Source organism: Acidithrix sp. C25, assembly GCF_904848545.2.
On record NZ_CAJHCI020000002.1, the window covers coordinates 108,211 to 128,354 of the forward strand.

General features: G+C 46.6%; 12 protein-coding genes and 1 tRNA gene. 5 read left to right on the top strand and 8 right to left on the bottom strand.

Annotation, left to right across the window (positions count from 1 at the left end; genetic code table 11):
• Nucleotides 1-566 precede the first annotated feature (566 nt).
• From ACIDITHRIX25_RS93770 to ACIDITHRIX25_RS93800, 7 genes are all read right to left on the bottom strand, one after another.
• A tRNA-Leu gene (locus tag ACIDITHRIX25_RS93770) sits at nt 567-651 on the bottom strand.
• A 221-nt stretch (nt 652-872) separates the two neighbouring features.
• Nucleotides 873-1,283 carry a large conductance mechanosensitive channel protein MscL gene (mscL, locus tag ACIDITHRIX25_RS93775; RefSeq protein WP_052605010.1) on the bottom strand — a complete coding sequence of 137 codons (411 nt, stop codon included), beginning with the start codon at nt 1,281-1,283 and terminating at the stop codon, nt 873-875.
• 43 nt (nt 1,284-1,326) lie between these two features.
• Nucleotides 1,327-3,210, bottom strand: coding sequence for a 1,4-alpha-glucan branching protein GlgB (gene glgB / locus ACIDITHRIX25_RS93780; protein ID WP_201733015.1), 1,884 nt, complete (start codon nt 3,208-3,210; stop codon nt 1,327-1,329).
• Between the two features lie 768 nt (nt 3,211-3,978).
• Complete coding sequence (locus ACIDITHRIX25_RS93785; protein ID WP_152625902.1) at nt 3,979-5,487, bottom strand: hypothetical protein; 1,509 nt, start codon at nt 5,485-5,487, stop codon at nt 3,979-3,981.
• A gap of 2 nt (nt 5,488-5,489) precedes the next feature.
• Complete coding sequence (gene treS, locus ACIDITHRIX25_RS93790; RefSeq protein ID WP_249685722.1) at nt 5,490-7,211, bottom strand: maltose alpha-D-glucosyltransferase; 1,722 nt, start codon at nt 7,209-7,211, stop codon at nt 5,490-5,492.
• Between the two features lie 381 nt (nt 7,212-7,592).
• On the bottom strand, nt 7,593-9,614 hold the full coding sequence (locus ACIDITHRIX25_RS93795) for an alpha-amylase family glycosyl hydrolase (RefSeq protein WP_201733017.1): 2,022 nt from the start codon (nt 9,612-9,614) through the stop codon (nt 7,593-7,595).
• A gap of 604 nt (nt 9,615-10,218) precedes the next feature.
• Nucleotides 10,219-10,791 (bottom strand): winged helix-turn-helix transcriptional regulator, encoded by a 573-nt coding sequence (locus ACIDITHRIX25_RS93800; RefSeq protein WP_200891198.1) that lies wholly within the window; start codon nt 10,789-10,791, stop codon nt 10,219-10,221.
• Between the two features lie 672 nt (nt 10,792-11,463).
• Between ACIDITHRIX25_RS93800 and ACIDITHRIX25_RS93805 the strand changes: the two genes are divergently transcribed.
• Together ACIDITHRIX25_RS93805 and ACIDITHRIX25_RS93810 are read left to right on the top strand one after the other, a co-directional pair.
• Entirely contained in the window at nt 11,464-12,411 is a 948-nt protein-coding gene (locus ACIDITHRIX25_RS93805) for an NAD(P)-dependent oxidoreductase (RefSeq protein WP_201733018.1), read from the top strand.
• A 140-nt stretch (nt 12,412-12,551) separates the two neighbouring features.
• A complete protein-coding gene (locus tag ACIDITHRIX25_RS93810; RefSeq protein WP_201733019.1) occupies nt 12,552-14,411 on the top strand; it encodes a S9 family peptidase in 1,860 nt (619 codons plus the stop codon).
• A 291-nt stretch (nt 14,412-14,702) separates the two neighbouring features.
• On the opposite strand, the gene ACIDITHRIX25_RS93815 is transcribed toward ACIDITHRIX25_RS93810, so the two are convergent.
• A complete protein-coding gene (locus ACIDITHRIX25_RS93815; RefSeq protein WP_201733020.1) occupies nt 14,703-16,220 on the bottom strand; it encodes an MFS transporter in 1,518 nt (505 codons plus the stop codon).
• Between the two features lie 143 nt (nt 16,221-16,363).
• Between ACIDITHRIX25_RS93815 and murA the strand changes: the two genes are divergently transcribed.
• The 3 genes from murA to ACIDITHRIX25_RS93830 all read left to right on the top strand — a co-directional run bounded on the left by murA (nt 16,364) and on the right by ACIDITHRIX25_RS93830 (nt 19,831).
• Nucleotides 16,364-17,647, top strand: coding sequence for a UDP-N-acetylglucosamine 1-carboxyvinyltransferase (murA, locus tag ACIDITHRIX25_RS93820; protein WP_052605022.1), 1,284 nt, complete (start codon nt 16,364-16,366; stop codon nt 17,645-17,647).
• A gap of 279 nt (nt 17,648-17,926) precedes the next feature.
• Nucleotides 17,927-18,874, top strand: a complete 948-nt coding sequence (gene meaB / locus ACIDITHRIX25_RS93825; RefSeq protein ID WP_201733021.1) for a methylmalonyl Co-A mutase-associated GTPase MeaB — start codon at nt 17,927-17,929, stop codon at nt 18,872-18,874.
• Nucleotides 18,875-19,054: 180 nt separating this feature from the next.
• On the top strand, nt 19,055-19,831 hold the full coding sequence (locus tag ACIDITHRIX25_RS93830) for an enoyl-CoA hydratase/isomerase family protein (protein WP_052605017.1): 777 nt from the start codon (nt 19,055-19,057) through the stop codon (nt 19,829-19,831).
• The last annotated feature ends 313 nt before the right edge of the window (nt 19,832-20,144 follow it).

Sequence of the window (20,144 nt, forward strand, 5' to 3'; positions counted from 1 at the left end):
CTCGGTTTCGACATCATCCATACCAATTTCGAACGCTTCGTCAGTGGTTTGTTTTCACTCGTCTTCTTAACTCATACCTGAAAGAGTCATTGCTCTAACTTTTCCGTACCGCTTTGGACAACAGTCTTTAGCTAATGCCCCGTACGGTGGTTTGGAATCTCCTCCCAAAAGGCGATCCCGGAGGGCCTACCTCCATCATCTATGTAGCATTGCAGTGTGATTGTTATCAGCTTCTACATGATTTACAACCTCTTTCATTCATGACGCACGCCGAAACTGGGGCTAGGAGTCAGAAAGACCAGTCACCAGCAAATAAATCTCGATCAATTCTGACCTACGCGAGAAATTAGACCAGCTTGATGGACCCAGCTTGATTTGCCAGCCAGCCCAGGACAAGACAAATCGATATAAACCAGAAAAAAGCTCTAGATCTGACAAAACAAGAAGAACAAATCTCTAAAAGAGGAGCCTTATCCTCCTAAGCAGCGGTTCATGAGCAAAAGCAACTGGGCAAAAGCAACTGGGCAAAGGGTAGCTTGTGAGGCTTACTTAGCAAAGCTTTAGCGTACCCGGGGCGGGACTCGAACCCGCATGACCCTTTCAGGTCCGGGGGGTTTAAGCCCCCTGCGTCTACCATTCCGCCACCCGGGCAGCATGAAACATCATAAACGCCCTGTGGTCTATTGCCAATCGCTCACAATTGAAATAAATGATCAATTAAAATAAACCATCCTTGCCCAGCAAACAATTAGCTCACCGCTCCATTTGCTGACAAGCCGCCAAACAATACCATCACAGACGGTCACCTAGGGTTAGTCGCCATTGTGATTGACGAATCCCAAGAGCATGCTCTGTGGTTTTAACTATTTGGTCTAGGCGGCTAGCTCCGAAGTGCAAAAAGGGCACCTTGTGGCAGCAATATTGATTTCGCTGGTACAGAAGTCACATGCCTTAGTGATCGGATCGGCTGGAAGCGGAGCCTTCTTTGTCCGTGCCACCAATGAGTTGATGGGCTTTACTACAAAGAAGAAGATTACCGCTGCCAAAATAATAAATGAAACGATCGCATTGATGAAATCACCAACTAGAAAAACGCTCTTATTTACAGTGAAATGAAGAGCAGAAAAGTTGAAATTTCCAGCAATTCCAATTAGTGGTGTTATGAGATCTTTCACCAATGCAGTTACCATGGCGCCAAATGCGGCGCCAATTACGATACCCACAGCAAGGTCAACAACGTTGCCACGCAAGACGAACGCTTTAAATTCACTAATAATTTTCATTCATTCACAATATATGACCAAGGACAACTTGACCTTCAAAAGATCATTTCTTTAAATAGAGCCAAACCACGGAATTCGCGCCCACTGAGATCGAAGTGGAGTCACTAAAGCCATCGCACTCATTTGGCCTCGAGACGATTTTTCTTGGGTTTTCCACTCCACGTCCTTGATATTTGGTGGCATCTGTATTTAGGATAACCTCATACTCCCCCGCCTCTGGCAGACCAATAGCAATTGAATCGTATCGCCAACCAGAAAAATTAGCCACACAGATCAATGTCCCTGACAAAGAGAAGCGAGCTGTAATAAAAAGATTCTTATCAGCATCATTTGCTCGGATCCATGAAAATGATGCTGGATTTGAATCTCCCTGATATAGCTCAGGATGACTCTTGTAAATTCGATTCAGATCGCTCACCAAGGTAGCGATCCCTTTATGTACTGGATTGTCAAGCAAGTGCCAATCAAGGCTTTGATCGTGAGCCCACTCCGAAATCTGGCCAAATTCATCGCCCATAAAGAGCATCTTCTTGCCTGGATGAGCCCACATCCATCCATAGAGCGCCCTTATGGTAGCTACTTTAGTCTCTTGGTCTCCCGCAAACTTCGAATAAAGAGATCCCTTTCCATGTACGACCTCATCATGAGAGAGAGGCAGGACAAAATTCTCCGAGAAGGCGTAATGAAGGCCAAAGGTTATCTCACCATGGTGATAGGAGCGATACATTGGATCCCTCGTAAGATAAGCAAGGGTGTCGTGCATCCAACCCATGTTCCACTTAAAACCAAAACCAAGACCACCGTCATATGTGGGTTTTGAGACCTTCGCAAAGGCTGTCGACTCTTCAGCAATCGTCGTAGCACCGATTTGATGCACCATTTCATTGAAGTATTTGAGAAATTCAATCGCATCTAGATCTTCGTTGCCACCAAAGATATTAGGGGTGTAGTCGTTCCTCGAATAATCCAAATACAACATGGACGCTACAGCATCGACCCTAAGACCATCAAGGTGAAACTCTTCAATAAGATAGAGCGCCGATCCCAGCAGAAAATTTCTCACCTGTGGCTTTGAGTAGTCAAAGACCAGCGTACCCCAATCACCATGACTGGCCATCTTTGGGTCGTCCTTTTCATAGAGGCTATAGCCATCAAAGTTCGCAAGGGCAAATTCATCGCGCGGAAAATGGGCCGGAACCCAATCGGCGATGACCCCAATTCCAGCTTGATGGAATCGATCTATAAATTCCCGAAGTTCGTCTTGGGTTCCAAATCGTGTAGTGGGAGCATACAAAGAGGTCGTTTGATAGCCCCACGAGCCATAGAAGGGATGCTCATTGATAGGCATTAACTCAACGTGGGTAAACCCGGTCTCTATGATATGAGGCAACAAGAAGTCAGCTAACTCCCGAAAGGTCAGATGACGAGAAGGATCGCTGGGGTCACGGGCAATCGAACCCAGATGTAACTCGTAGATCGAGATCGCCTTATCGCCTAAATAGGTCGGTCTAGTCGACATCCACCCATCGTCTTGAAAATCATAATTTGAGTCATATGGTATCACTGATCCCGAAGAAGGTGGTTCGGCGCTCTGCCTGGCGTAGGGGTCGACTCTCTCAACCACTCCACCCCACTGAGTCTCAATGCGATATTTATAGCGCTGACCTGGACCAACACCAACCATAAACCCTTGCCAAATCCCAGAGTCTCCCTCTGGATTCAAATAGTAGGCAGTTGATGGATCCCAAAAATTCATATCTCCAAAGACTGCAACGCTCTTAGCGTGTGGGGCCCAAAGCGCGAAACGAGTACCAAAACTTCCATCCATAGTTCCGACCCTGGAACCTAAATGGTCAAAGATTCGATTATGCCTTCCGTGGCCAAATAAGAAAAGATCAAGTTCTCCCATGAACGTCAACTCGGCCATCTTAGTGGTACTCCTCATTCTGGATTTAAAAAATATTCAAATCGTCTCGCAACCAATACTTCATCGAGATCCGGCCACATCAAAGATTCTATCGACGCCCATATTTCACCCCGTGCCAACTACATGCCCACGGTTATGGAGTTGAAATCACCCGTAGATGATCTTTTAAATGGCTACCTTTATTCAATCTAGGTTTATTACTACATGCTAAAGATAACCCAAAAAAAATCACCCTAAAAGGCAACCCGAATCATCATATAGGATTCAAGGAGCAAGATTTTGGAGTCACCAACCAATCAAGTTGGATAGTGTCAGCAAAAATAGGGGCTGATGGGCTTCAATATGATTTAGACGACACGAATCTAATTACCTATCCAACATTGCAAAAGGATAACTCGGTCGATCTGTTATCATCCCGCTTCATTTAATCTCCCCTGCTTCACACGTTGAATCAACTCAAACACATGGATCCGAGTCAAAAAATTACTTGCGCCATTCAGGCTGATAAGATCTCTAGCAAACGGAGATAAATAAACATAGCGGGCTCTCACCTTGAAATCGAAACCTTTGGCTCCATCTAACTGGCCAATGCAACAAGCATTAGGTATACGCTGTCAAGCGCAAAAAGTAAAATGGCAAGGCAAAGCCACGAACATCTTTGTAACGCCTTCATATTTACCAGTAAAAGAGACAAGACCTATTAGCTGCCAAAGCAAAAAGATTAAAAGCACCTCAGAAATCCTTTTGGCATAGATCTACCAAAAGGAGCTAACTCCCACCAAGAAGGTAAAGGTCCGAGATGGCGACCTTGGGATCGTAATTGCCTAGTTCGCTCAGCCAATTAGAGACCAGCTCCTCAGAGGCATCGTCACCAACTTTAAATTCCACCCCACCAAGAGATGAAGTCAGAGCTAGCAAAAAGGAAAGTGGAACCCCAATGTAGTCCTGTCGAAAGCGCTTCTCGTAATATAGCTCATAAAGAGCCTTTTCCATCTCAAAGAAAAGTGTCAAATATGTACTTTGGATGTCCTCAAAGATGAAAGCTCCAAAAGGCGATTTGGCATATCCATCCACGAGCGCGCGCCTCAGCTCTAAAAGTAGAGCGTTAGGATCCCCTAACAGATCTCCTTGAGAGCGAGCGATCTCGATCGCATACGACAGTGATCGAAGAGCCCCACCGAGATCCCGAAGGGGATGGTTAACTTGGCCGGCATCGCTGATAGGCTCGCCTTCAAAGTCGATGATCTTCAAATCTGAACCGCTCAGCATGACTTGCCCCAAGTGAAAGTCACCATGAATCTCAAAACGATGTTTCGCCAAGTCTGATTTATCGACAATTCCAAAGAGGGGCACAGAGATCTTCTCGTCCCCAACGAGCGAGCTAGCCCATCGGCCACTTACCACGTCACCTCGAGCTCGACATCGATGACGGGCCCAATCATCGAGATCGTAGACCTCGTCATGGGCTGATAAGTCTATTCGAGCAAGCTCATCTAGACGACCATGCAATTTGCCAAGCGCCAAACCGATACCATGAATATGGCTCAATAATAGTTCACGGCGCGTTTCATCCAACTCTAGAGTTAGCGACTCTATGAGATAGTCCCAAAGACTGCGTGGCTCAGATAGAAGCTCGGTAACAATTGCTACAGTTTCGCCACCCTTAGAGAAGATTTCGCCGTAGAAACGAGGAACCACATCGCAATCGGCAAGAAGGCCATAGAGACGAGCCTCCCTTGGACGGGTCCCCACACTTCGAAAATATTTGCCAAAGGCAATGTCGCCCACTCGAAAGGCAGAGTTGGTCTGGTCCAAGACAATCGGAGATATCTTCTCCCCATAAGAGTTAATCAAACCTTGGAGCTCGGATCCTTCTCGAACTACCACTGATCCCGAACCGACCAATAGACCAAGAGCCACCCCCAGGATCTCACCAGCGTCCTTGCTCAAAAGATCTACAACCTCAAAGTCAAAAACTACCTCGGCAGCCTTGTGCGCCGAACCTTGGTCGACACCTTCATCGTCGCCATTTAGCCCCAAGGACTCCTTGAACGAAATAGAGTAAAGCCCCCTAAATGTACCGCTCGAGGTGTATATTCGAGCTTCGTAGATAGCACCGTCAAAAGATCCTGGCTCAAATAAATCACCGTAGAGCCAATCCAAATCCACGCTTTTTACAGATTGGCCCTGGCCAAGCCACCTCAACGAGGAAGAGTGGGCGTTTATGTGTTCACACACGACCTGGCCGAGTTCATCTATTGTTGGGTGTCTATCCAAGATCACGCACCGCCATAAAGATCGTTCTCTTGTTGATCTACCTCTTGCTCTTCGATTTGACTTCGCATTGAGGTCCCACTCGCTGAGATATCAAACCAAAAGGTACCATAAGCCGATAGGGTCAAGACATATGGTACCGAGGTAATCCTAGGAAATACGACACCGCCCAAAAGTTCCCTGGCGATATTTCCTTCGTATGCGCTAATGTCTAGGCTCACCGGCATAGCTGTTCTGGCAAAGTTATTCACACACAGAATTGCAGTTCCAGTCTCTGGATCTCGCCTAACAAAAGAAAAGATTGCGTCGTTATCGTTTTCAATCGACTCAAAATCACCGGTGCCAAAGACTGGATTACCACGACGGATCCAAAGCATATGACGAAGCCACTGTAAAAAAGAGCTTGGATTTAGAAGTTGAGATTCAACATTTAGAGCTTCATAACCGTAGACCGGATCCATCAAAACTGGCAGATACAGACTGGCATAGTCCGATCTCGAAAAGCCACCGTTGCGATCTGAACTCCATTGCATTGGCGTGCGTACCGAATCTCGATCACCCAAATACATGTTGTCGCCCATCAGAATCTCATCACCATAGTACAAGACCGGCGAACCGGGCATCGAAAGCAAGAGCGAGTGCAGCAACTCAGCTGTTCGTCGATCGTTGTCGATCAATGGCGCCAACCTTCTCCCGATTCCTACGTTACGGCGCGCCCTAGGATCTGCCGCATATGCCTGGTACATGAAGGTACGCTCTTCGTCAGTAACCATCTCTAGGGTCAATTCATCGTGGTTACGTAAGAATATTCCCCATTGGCATCCATTGGGAATTGGAGGGGTCTGAACTATAGCTTGACGAAGTGGCTCCGAGGACTCCTTCTTGATAGACATGAACATCTTGGGCATTATCGGAAAATGAAATGACATATGACATTCGTCGCCGTCTCCAAAGTATTCAACCACTTCATGAGGAAGTTGGTTCGCCTCTGCTAAAAGGACCTTATTTTGGTATTTTGAATCCACCTCCTTGCGAATCACCTTTAGGAGATTATGAGTCTCAACCAAATTTTCACAGTTTGTTCCTTCGCGTTCAAAGAGGTAAGGAACTGCATCAAGTCGAAACCCATCTAGACCCCTCTCAAGCCAAAAGTGCAGAACCTGCATCATCTCATTGACAACCTGGGGGTTATCATAGTTCAGATCGGGTTGATGAGAGAAGAAGCGGTGCCAATAGTATTGACCTCGATTCTCGTTATAGGTCCAATTTGAACGCTCAGTATCTACGAAGATTATCCTGGCGTCCTTGTATTGTTCTTGATCATCCGACCAAACGTAAAAGTCTGACTTGGCATTGGTGGTATTTGACGAGGACTCGATAAACCATGGGTGTTGATCTGAGGTGTGATTCATGACTAAATCAGCTACGACCTTTATATCCCTTGAATGACTCTCCTCGAGCAAGCGCTCAACATCTGAGACATTGCCATAAGCTGGGAGCACTGTCATAAAGTCGCTAATGTCATAGCCACCATCTTTGAGGGGCGAAGAGTAAAAGGGCAACAGCCATAGCGTATCGATCCCCAGCCACTCCAGATAGTCGAGCTTTTCAATGATTCCGGGAATGTCACCGGTTCCATCGCTATTGGAATCAAAGAAACCTCGTACCAGCACTTCGTAAAAAATAGCATTTTTGAACCAATTTGGCTTTAAATTGAATTCCTTCATTAACGTTCCTCCGAATCGATACATTGGGACCATTTGTCTCTTGGTCGCAGTCCCTAAAGCGTTGCCTTGTTAGATAGGTAAAATACCGATCGGGTCTAAAAATATGCTCTCGTTCATCCACGTCTCGGCTCATCCGCCATCGAGTGTCTCAATGGCGGTTCTCCTGTGACCTGATCTTGAGAATCCAACTTTGATCAACAACAAAAATAATCGCTGAAAACCACCTTTAGCCTTGTTCTACAACGCCCGTACTCCTAGATTTGAGCATACGGTCTAAATTCTTGTAGATAACTGAAAATTCGACGGATAATCACCGAATTATAAATTTTTGATCAAAATAATTGGCCTTGACCAAAACCACCTCAGCCCAATTAACCTAGGTCACATCTCGATATCTAAAAGGTGTGCAACGTTGGCCATCGGATCCAATCGAACAAAGGCACGATCTCCACTCCAGGAGTAGGTCTCTCCGCTCAAATGGTCATGTGTGACTATCTCTTTCGATATCCCCAGAAGCTGCCTAATTGGCCAAAGCTCAATCTGTCCTTCGCTCGGGGAGTGTGTATCTAAGTTACAGACGACGATAAATAGATCCTTTAATTCAGCGTCATATCTAAGGAAACTCACTATCGATCCATTGTCACAAGGAAGTTCCCTAAATCCGGCTTGGTTGGAAAGCGCCATAAAGTGACGACGTCGAAAGATATTGAGATTTGTGATGTCAAAGTCCAATACGGCTTCGTGCTGATAGTCGCGCCTTCTGATCTGGTACTTCTCTGAATCTAGATATTCCTCAGACTCAATAGAAAATGGGGTATTTTCGCAAAATTCATACCCACTGTAGATTCCCCAAGACGTTCCCATCATCGCCGCCAAAGTTGCCCGAAGCCTAAAGGCAGCTCGATTCCCAAAGCGAACCACATCACCGAGGATATCAGGGGTATTGGGCCAAAAATTAGATCTCAGCGTCGCCGCGACGTCGCTAGCGGCTAGCTCATTACCATAGGAGATCAGCTCATCCTTGGTAATGCGCCAGGTGAAGTAGGTATAACTTTGAGAGTACCCAATCTCGCCCAATCGATACATCAACTTAGGCATAGTAAAAGCTTCAGCTAGCAAAATTACCTCCGGATGCTCACACATCAAGCGGTCACAGATGTATTCCCAAAACGGCAGGGGCTTGGTATGGGGATTGTCAACTCTAAAGATATGAACACCTTTTGAAATCCAAAACTCAAAGATGGAATAAACCTCGCTCCACAACTCAATTGCGTGGTTCGCATCGAAGCTAAAGAAGTTGATTGGATATATATCTTGATATTTCTTAGGAGGGTTCTCGGCATAGGCGATCTCATTGTTGGAGCGAATGCTAAACCACTCCGGATGCTCTTTGACCCATGGATGATCCGGAGAGGCCTGAAGCGCTATATCTAAAGCGACTTCAATGCCAAGCTCCCTAGCAACTGTGATTAATTTCTCAAAGTCCCCAAAGTCCCCAAGTGAAGGCTCAATAGCGCTATGTCCGCCTTCGTGATAGCCAATAGCCCAAGGAGAGCCGACATCGTCGATCTCAGCCACGAGAGTATTGTTTTTACCCTTGCGATTTGTCACCCCAATGGGATGAATAGGGGGAAGATATAGGGTGTCAAAGCCTAATTTCGCTATTCGTGGTAGGAGATCGACTACACCACTCAAACCGCCCACTGACCTAGGAAAGAGCTCGTACCAATTGCTAAATCCAGCCTTTGGTCTCTCACATCGAAGACTAGGACCCACGTAAAGCGTCGCTAGTTCGATACGGCTTGGCATATGCACATAGGGAGCGATCGCCTCAAAATCGACAAGATCCAGCCGCAGACTGGCGTCAATCTCCAAATTCATAAGATTAGAGATCAGATAGCGACTCTGAAGTGTGCGTTGTTCCACTAAAAACTTAGGGTCTGAATCAATCTGATCTAAACCAGTTGGCCACACCAAAAGTTCTTGGTTGTCGAGTTGGCGATCTAACAGCCAAGCAATGTCTGCCAATTCCAGGTCATAAGAATCGCCGATCGCACGCTTTCTCCTAGCTAGGTCACAGAGTCGATCAACCTCGTCTGTCCAAGCGATGACAACTCCTGATAAAAAGCCGCACTCGCTCGGAGTTGCACAAATGCTATATCTATCATTGCCTAGCTCCTTTAACTTGGTGAACGAGATCTCAGGAGTTGCCCCAATATCAAAAAGAGAGATCGATTCCGCCAAATCCTTTGCCACCAGAGAAAAGAGTGTCCGCCTAGGCAATTTAGGTTCGCCAACTAAGTCAAAGTCAAAATTGACGCCACTTCCCTGGGTGGCTTTTATATATCCACGTCTATTCACAGTGACAGGAGAGATCTGATGTATAAAGATTGGAGCAAGCACAATCGCAAATTTAGTTCGCCGCGATGGTCATTAGGCTCCTAAGTCGCAAAGATATTGAAATCAATGAATCTTACAGGTAGAAGATGGGTGGTTTTCCGGCTCAAGTTAGCCCATAGCCATAAAACCAATCGACAAATAAAAGCCAAGACAACGACAAGAAAAAATCACAATTATTCAGGAGATAAACGAAAATATAAAAGTGACAGAAACTAGGAGCGGATTTCGAGAGCTATAATTAGCCCGAGTAGCAGGTAATTTAAAGCAAAAACGTCTAGAACGTAAAAAAGAAAATTACTCTTTACTTTTTCGCATTATAAACTTACACCTAAAGGAAAAAGAGATAACTTTATAGTTCGATAATATCCAAAACCAAAACCATTCCTTTGGCATACTTGTTATTTATCTGAGATAATCACGGTGAACAAAAGGATCGCGTAACGGTATCTTTCTGGTCGAAAATTATTCATCAAAATAAATTATGAGAATTAAATGAAACTGCATGACATGCATATTTGAGACATGCTTCATCAATTTATCAGAACAGACTCCTCTAGATTTGAAAAGTCAAATGACCATAGAAAGTCCAAGGGCCATCGACCATAATCTAAGCTGTCGATTCCATCCCACATTCATGTTGAAAAACGGGCGTGTCCATTTGCTGAGCATAAGAAGCAGGCCTAGAGCGGCCTTTTTGAAGCTCCCAAAAACCCGCATCGGGATCGTCCTCTCCTAAATTGGGAGACCATTGAGTCTGATGACTACCATCTAACTCTTTACCGCATTCACCACAGATATATGCCACATAGGGCTCACCACCACAGTCCTTGTGAGTGATTAAAAACGGAGTGGGCTCCCCGTTGAAGATCCAATGATCACCCCACTGACGAAGTGCTGCAATTACAAGCCAAAGTTGGCCACCCCGCTCAGTTAGGACGTACTCGAAGCGCTCAGGGCGATCGCTGTATCGTTGCCGTTCCAATATCTCCCGTTCCACCAGGCGCTTTATTCGTGCCGACAGAATATTACGGGCAACGCCCAGATGGCGATGAAAATCGTCAAAACGAGTAACTCCTAGAAAGGCGTCTCTCAATATCAAAAGCGACCACCAGTCGCCCACTATGTCAAGTGTTTGAGCCACCGAAGAGTGCATCTGCTCTAACTCACCCTTACGCACCATTAGAAACCCTTTCACTTGACGAAAATATTTAGATTTACCTAGCGGCAATTATAATAGTAAAATCCAAACCATAAAGATGTAAAATACGACTGGCATGGGTGCCATTCATCAATTCATCCAATGCTAAACCTGCCAGGGTAGAATTTGAAATTTTGACAAATCCACTACTTTATTACGATACATCAAAGCTGTAACAATAAAAAAATCTCGACCAAGCACTAATCGCTTCATCGAGAAGATACTAAAAAACAAAAGACTTCCTGATAAGAGTCTTTCAAGAAAACTCGTTCTTCAATTTTACTTATCGAGAATTATTCAATGAGAATTACCTCAATTTTACTTTCCGAATATTATTTGATGGTTCAAGCACTGGTATGGCCACTCCGAAAATATAACTCGCGTCCGCCTCAAGGTTCTAACCATATACCACTGCAAGTAGCGCTTGCAAGTAAGTATTTGACCAACGGCTCCCAGTGTGGCTAAATACATACGCTCACTATGAAAGTGTCAGGACGCAAAATGGAATATAAATACGGTATTACCACATTGACCGGTCAATCAAGGTTCTACCAATCAAATGAACTAGCGCACGGTACTATCGTTGGCCCATACCAAAGCATCGCCTTCTCATCTTCTTCCATCTAACCTTAGAGAAGCATCGAAGCCTTAGAAATGGTTCCATCAATATGGCAAGAGGCTCTAGCCTTGTTAGATATGGAAAAAGAAACGATCGGCTTTGTTGGGCTCGGGCTAATGGGGAAACCAATGGCTATCAACCTTTTAAAGGCCAACTACGTGGTCATTGCCAACTCACGCTCTATTGCACCAATCGATGAGGTGGTAGCGCTAGGAGCAAAACGCGCCTCAACAAACGATGCACTCGCCACAGAGTCAACGGTTGTAATTACCATGCTGCCAACGCCCGATGTGACTCGAACCGTTGTGCTAGGAGCCGATGGTCTTTTATCAAAGATGACTGCCGGTTCGCTCTTTATCGACATGGGAACAGAGAGCCCATCTCTTGCCCAAGAGATAGCAAAAGCGGCTGGTAAGGTCGGGGTTGAAGCATTGGATGCACCCGTCTCTGGAGGCGACATCGGTGCAATCAATGGCACTCTTTCGATAATGGTTGGAGGCGAGACAAGGGCATTCGAGCGCGCTAAGGAAATATTTAGCGTCCTTGGATCTTCCACTTTGCACCTTGGTGGACCTGGAAGCGGACAGATCGTCAAGGCCTCAAACCAGATAATGGTAGCTGGAATTCTTGCTTCCATATCTGAAGGGCTGGCGCTAATCGAGGGTTGCGGCATCGACATGGACCAAGCCATCAGAGCTCTTTCAGGAGGGCGTGCTGGCTCAGCTCTACTTAGTGCCAAGGCTAATCAGATGCTCGAGCGCTCTTACGCACCTGGATTCAAGGTTGATCTACACCTCAAAGATCTTGGAATTGTGGCAGAATATGCGCGCCAACGCGGTATTGCCATCCCCGTCACATCCCTCGCCACACAGTTGCTTATTGCCGTTGAAGCCTCAGGAGGCGGCGACTTAGATCACAGCGCAATTATCGAAGCAATTAGGGGCCTTGGCCACATCGACTTAGGGGTAAAACCTACAAACTAAGACCGTAATCATCCAGAGCACCCCATAAAAAATCACCAACGTCTCTCCTTGTACCCCAGGGTCACCCATAGGAGGCAGAAGAAGAGACGTTGAACGCCATGACCTAAATGTCATAATTCAAATAGAGGTCTACTAACAAGATGTATGATATCTCCAGCTTCATTCCAAGAGCAACCCTAACAGATCTGGTCCCTAGGTCAACCAAAGGGCAATTCTCCGTTGTTGCCAAAGAAAACAACCAAAGCGAACTACTCATCTTTGATATTGGAGTGTTAAGCCAAGATTACCTTGCATACCCCCTTGACATAGCCAGGCGATACCAAGGTACCATCGGAGGATTTCAATGGTCGCTCAATGGCGACTTTGGACTATACGTCGACACCTCTGGAGATCTAAGGCGATTTGAAGAGGGAAAGGAGCAAGAGATTATCCTTCGCTCCGGGGAGGTAACTTCCATCTCACGTGTAGTAGATTCAAATCAATTCATAGCCACTCTAGATAACCGGCGGTTGGCACTCCTGCACTCCAGCGAACCCGGCCATGGCTATCGGGTCATCTTTGGAGGGGGACGACCCGCAAATCCTGATCACTTCATCGGAGATGAAACCTCTAGTTCCTCTTGGGGAGTCACGGCCTTTAGGCATTGGTACGATACAACCATGCCTTGGTATGAATCAAGAATCATATTCGTGAACGATCAAGGCGAAGTAATAGGTATGCTCGATCGACCAAATACCCTTTACTCACAACCACGATTTTCACCTGATGGGAAAAGACTGGCGTTCATCTCGTCAGCGACTTCCCGCCTAAGTATCTATCTAATGGACAGCCCATCTGCAACACCAAGAAGGATTACATGGTCAGACCATGACTATGGTGACGTTGATCTAGGATTTGGCCAAGCAAGCTTTAGTTGGAGCCAAGACTCTAGGTACATCTACGCTTCGAGGAACGAAAATGGCTTTGCAAGACTCATGGAAATCTCTATCGATGAAGAAAAAGAGCCCCGCGAAATTGCCAAAGGCTTCTTAGATTCGCCAATCCATCTTGAAAATACCTTAATCTCAATTCGCTCAGGAGCCAAGACCCCTACCCAAGTTGTCGCAATCGAGACCACCAAAGGAGCCTCGCCAGATGAACTAAAAAAGATTCCTCTATTTTTTGCTCATTCAAGAGATATCCAAAAGTCAAAGCTAACCGAGCCAGAACTGCACATCTTACAAGTCAAAGAGACAGATCAGCTTGTGATAAATGCAAGAATCACTAGATCTAGCACTGCCAATACAATAGGTACGATCGTTGCTCTTCACGGTGGCCCCATTGGTCAACACCACGTCAGATTCGACTTTCGACACGCCTTTTACAACTCAATCGGCTTTGACGTTGTAACCCTAGACCCCAGAGGAACTTCCGGCTACGGAATCGATTTCATCAAAGCCCTCAATGACGGATTTGGCGACTTCGACGTCGACGATGTCACAATGGGAATTACCAAATTAATTGAAACAAATAAAATCTCACTACCAATCGCACTCATGGGCGGATCAGCAGGAGGGCTAGTCGCACTCAGGGTTGCAACTGTCGCTAACTTACCTATAAAGGGGGTAATCGCCCTCTATCCCGTCGTCGATCTAACAGCACTTTCGAAGACCACCCATCGATTTGAACGCAACTTCCTGAATATCATCGTGGGTGATCCAATCAAAGATAAAGAGATTTACCTCAAACGCTCCCCCATCAACGAAACAAAAGAGCTGAAAGTTCCTGTCTTACTTCTTCAAGGGGATCAAGATTCAGTCGTTGACGCCGACACCACCACTGAATATGCGAAACGCCTTCGGATGCACAACAAAAATACATCGCTCTGCATCTTTGCGGGCGAAGGCCACGGATTCAATCAAGAAACCACTATCAAAAACGAGACGAAAGAGATAGTAAACTTCTTATTTGAACAATGTGGATTTTCAAATCCAATGGACCACGATCTCAATGTTAACTAAATCATTATAAATACAACACCCCGCTATGGGAACTTGACCAACTTATAGCGGGGGTAAATGAAGACAACAAGACTCCTCAATTTACAGTTTCAAAATAATCCATTAGAACAAACTGCCAGAGTACTGTGATTGATAGAATCACCTAAAAGATCAAAATTGATACAATTGTACTTGATAGATCTCTCACTAAAGTGCAAATTAGGAAGCTAACAGGGCAAGAAAACCCTACTTTACACCGGGGTCCATCTTCTAATTTTGACTGGCTACGATGGTAGCCACCCAAGTTGAAGGCTAGTCATTCTGGGTAATTTCGTCCAAGACAAGCCCCTTTGTCTCTGGAAAGAAAAGGAACAGAATTGGCACCAGAAGCACCATACCGAAAAACAAAAGTGCAACCGATGTACCAATTGAGATAGATGTCGCAAAGTAACCAACGAAAGCAATACCAAGCACCGAACCGACCCTTGAAGCTACTGTCACAATACCACCTCCAAGGCTGCGTGAGGCTGGCGAAAAAAGCTCGGTCTGATAGACCCCAAGACTCGGAACCACCGCAGTAACGATAGCAGAACCTAAAATAGTCCAGACCCAAAGTCCGATTCCGCTAGAGACAAAGCCAAGAGCTAATCCTCCACCGCCAATCACTATTGCAGCTGACGCCACTATACGTCGCCCTTTTGTCTCTGCCAACCTCCCGCCTATAGCCAAGCCAATTGAACCGGGGATATTGGTCAGAACCACAAAGAGGCCAATTGCAGAGGCACTAAAGTGGCGCTGAGTTCGAAGGTATTCATTTCTAAATTGTGTGGTAGGGATGAGATAAAAATTGGTCAAAAATGCGGCAACCGAAGCGAGAATCAGCTTAGATCTCGACATCGAGGCTCTTGGGCGGACCACTACTTCGTCACTCGAGCTCGCGACCCTGTTGAAGTACCTATCGGCAATCGAGTATGAGACTGCCACCCCAAAGATGCCAAGCGGCAAGGAGATCAGATAAAGTACTCTCCAGGAATAATTCGAGATGCCCGCTATGGGCAGCAAGAGATCGCAAAGTCCCGCTCCAATTGCCGTGCCAATTATCAGGAGCGCCAACGCCCAGGCACGTTGTCTTTTAGCCACAGCCTCTGACGCTAAGATAGTGATCAACACCGCAATGGCTGCAGTGGTCCCCTTGGCTAGCACCTGAAATACTCCAAGCCACAAAATCGAAGGAGAGAGCGCGCTAGCTACGGTAAATATAGTTCCAAAGACCAACGCAATTCGAATGACACGGATCCTTCCAGCCCTTGGTACAAAAAGGAGAAAGGCAAAGCCAAAGACTATATCAAAGCGCGAAAAGAATAAGATCGATGCCTGAACACGAACCGACGAAGCGAACTCCTTAGCAGAGAAGGTCAATGTTTGTCCAAGCAAAGTTGCAAAATATGCAACAGTAATCGAGATAAAGAGTAGGCGTATCAACCCCTTAGCTACATCTGCATCGATTGGATCTGGAGGTAGCCAAATGGGCATTTTGATATCGGGATTCTTGGACCTTAGAGGTTTACGAATCGAACGAGCAACAAGCGACCCAAAACCCAAGAGAGAGACCCTGTAAGAGACCTTCTGTCGAACTCGATATAGGTCCGAACCAGCCTCAATGGCAACCTCTAGACGACGCTCGTAGTCGATTGCCAAGCCACTATCTCCCACAAAGTAGCCATAACCCTGTTCTAATTCGGCCACCAATCCGCGCCTTGGCGTTAGGATTGCCTCGAATTCTTCCTTCGATAGTTCGAATTCGTCGCTCAAGACAACTTTACGTGACATTTAATTCCCACAAACTGATTTCTCTTAAGGGGCATCTGCTCGATCCGAGACTACAACCTAGACTATCTTTTGACATTTACCTTCCTGGCGCCTTTGGGTACCGGGAAACAATACAATTACTTCTCACAACTGGTTTTGATATCGTGGCAAACGAAAGTTATTTCAGGGTTTTAGGCGGCCAATCACTCTCTGGGGAGTTTTTAGTTCAAGGCGCCAAAAACGCAGTTCTCAAAGAGATGGCTGCAACAATTCTCGCCACAGGCGAACATCACTTCTACAACGTTCCACGCATAGTTGACGTTGAGATCATGGCGGAACTTCTTCTTTCGATGGGAATCAAAAGCGAGTGGGCAAGCATCGATCACCTAGTAATCTCCACGCCTTCCGCCGATGACATTCTTCCATTGGCGGACTATGAATTAGTCGAAAAGATTAGAGCCTCAATAACCGTCCTTGGGCCACTAATTGCACGTCTTGGAAAAGCCAAAATCTCCATGCCTGGAGGAGATGACTTTGGCCATCGTCCCATCGACATGCACTTAGAGGCGCTATCAGAACTCGGTGTAAAGTTCACCAGTTCCCATGGCTATATCGAAGCAGAAGCTCCGAGCCTCTCATCTAACGAGATATCGCTAGAGTTTCCAAGTCATACTGGAACCGATAACGTTCTAATGGCTGCAGTTTTAACGCCAGGACACACCATCATCAACAATGCTGCACGAGAACCCGAAGTAATTGACCTAGGGATGATGCTAAATTCGATGGGGGCACATATCAGCGGCTTGGGAACCTCTACGATAACAGTTGACGGAGTAGAGCAACTTCGTCCTGCAAACCACATAGTTGTACCAGACCGCATAGACGCAGCTACCGCAATTGCGGCTGTAGCTATGAACCGGGGCGAAGTTATGATTCGTCGAGCCCGATTAGCCCACATGGAGATGCTGGTACGCAAGCTCAAAGATACTGGCCTTGATTTTCAGATAGACAATGATGGCTTTGTCGTAAAGGCATCGAGACGACTAAATGCAGTAAACATAGCGACGCTTCCCTACCCTGGCATTGCCACAGACTATCTTCCGCTGCTGGTCTCAATGCTCGCATGTGCCGACGGAGATTCGATAGTTACTGAAAATTTATTTTCGGGACGATTCAAATATGTCGATGAACTTCGTCGCTTGGGGGCTAATATGACCACCTCAGGCCATCACGTGGCAATCCACGGTGTCGCATTCCTATCTGGGGCTCCCGTGAAGGCTACAGACATTAGAGCAGGAGCTGCGCTATTGGTAGCTGCAACCGCTGCCGAAGGTGAAACCAGGGTTATTGGAGCATCTCACATACAACGTGGATATCAGTTTCTAGCTAAACGTCTTTCTGACCTTGGAGCATCGGTCGAACTAGTCGAAGAGAGCAAGTCGGCCTAATCCATCAGCCTAATCAAAGGTTAAAGTCCATTTTACCTCTCAACATTTGGTTGCTGGGCCCAAGCACAGCCGTCTCAGCCCATTGGCATAGATAGATTCCTTGAGGTTTTATAACGCATAGCTCTATTGGCTAAACTATAAAAGGTAACGAGATTGCACTGATTCATAGCAGTTCGACTTCATCTGGCTAAAGATCAATGCAGCCCAAGGGACAAGGTTCGCATGGAAAGATCCAAAGAGCCCCAAAGTTCCATTAATGGTTATGGAGAGTAGCAGAATTTGAGACAAAGAGACCCCAAAGAACTCTTCGACCGTGCCTGTCATGGCGATAGACCCAGTCTCGCGCGTGCGATCTCATATATAGAACGAGGCGAAAAACAAGGCGACGAGATAGCCTCATTCGCCTTTAGGAGTCATAGAAATGCCTATACGGTTGGAATAACAGGTGCGCCGGGCGCCGGAAAATCTACATTAACCTCCTCAATAATTGAAGTAATTAGAGGGCACGGAGAAGAGATCGGTGTAATTGCAATCGACCCATCTTCACCGTTTTCTGGGGGAGCAATTCTGGGGGACCGGGTAAGGATGCAAGAACATGCGCTCGATCCTGGGGTCTACATTCGATCGATGGCGACCAGGGGCCATCTGGGGGGTCTTTCAGTTGCTGTACCAGAAGCCGCCCGTCTCTTGGGTGCAGTTGGCTTTCCAAGCGTAATCATTGAAACCGTTGGGGTAGGTCAAGTCGAAGTTGAAATCGCCCGCGAAGCCGATACCACAGTCGTCGTGGTGAACCCAGGGTGGGGAGATGCGGTTCAGGCAAACAAAGCGGGGTTGATGGAGATAGCCGATGTCTTCATCATCAACAAGGCCGACCGGCCCGGCGTTCGTGAAACTCGCCGTGACCTCGAAGGGATGTTAGATCTATCCAATTTGGGCGACTATCGCCCACCTATAGTCGAAACCGTTGCAGCTGACAAAAAAGGATGCGAAGAGGCGTGGGATGCAATCTGCTCCCATCGAGACTATGCGAAGCGATCGGGCCTCACAGACAAAAGGCGTTCGACTCGAACCAGAAACGAACTATCGAGAATATTAGAGGCAATGATCTCAAACAAGGTCGATCTCCTCCTAAAGAATAAGGGTACCCTTGAAATGTTAGAGTCAATGGATGCCGGAACCATCGATCCTCGCACTCTGGCTAATTTGCTTCTGGCAGCCGTAACCTGAGATGGGATCCTCAAATGATTTATTATTCGACTCCTTTGCGCAAGAGCTTTGGCTATATACTTTGACAATTCACCACGCGCTACCTAGATAAAGTAAGCCCAAGGGTCATTACCCATTGGCACCGAAGATCTCTCTCGAAACTTTGACTTCGATAGACCTACTATAAAAGGATGATCATCAATGAAGAACGAACTGATTAAGTACGAAAGCATCGGCGAGGTTGGCGTCATCAAATTAGATAGGCCAAAGGCAAATGCCATCTCGCCTGAACTGCTAGAAGAACTGCTAGAGGTCGCTCAAGAGTTGCGGGAAAGGCCACCCCGGGCACTTGTTATCTGGGGCGGCGAAAAGATCTTTGCCGCTGGTGCCGATATATCGCGCTTCGGAGGGCCAGTCGAAGCTCTCCATATCGGAGGTCTCTTCCATAAGGCACTAGATGCAATTGTGGCCATTCCCAGACCTACTATTGCCGCAATTAGTGGCTTTGCCCTCGGAGGCGGTTGCGAATTGGCTTTGGCTTGTGACTTTAGAGTGGCTTCACCTGAAGCTAAAATGGGCCAGCCTGAGATCCTCCTTGGAATAATTCCCGGCGGAGGCGGCACACAACGCCTTCCTCGCCTTATCGGTTCCTCCCGGGCAAAGGACCTCATCTTTAGCGGCCGGCAGGTAAATGCCCAAGAAGCTTTGTCGATTGGACTGATCGACAGGATTGCCCCATCGAGAGAAACCCTCCTTGAAACTGCCATGGAGTGGGCGCAATCTTTGGCCCAAGGCGCATCTGCCTCCATTGGTCTGGCAAAACGTGCTATTGACCTTGGCTTATCAGACTCGCTACACCATGGCCTAAGCCTCGAATTGCGACTATTCGCTGAATCCTTTACCACAAAGGATTCAGAAATTGGCGTCTCATCTTTTCTAGAAAACGGTCCAGGTAAGGCCCAATTTACCGGCGAATGATCGATTGAATTCGGCGGGGCTGACCAATGAGACTGCGAAAAGATCGATAGAAGCCCCGCCGCCATATTCTAGCTAGACAATAATTTAGCTACCGGTTACCTAATGATTATCCGCAATCAAAAAGACACCGCCGATTTGGACACCTAAGGGTAAGGATCCATTTGCAGTTCTATCGATATCCCTCTACAGCGCTTACCAAGGAGTTTTGGGACCAGCGCAATCACAAATCGTATCAAAGATTCCCTAGAGGCGCTATCTCTTGATACCTTCAGACAAAGAGGCGCTAGCGATCATGACCGATCGGCTCCTTCGG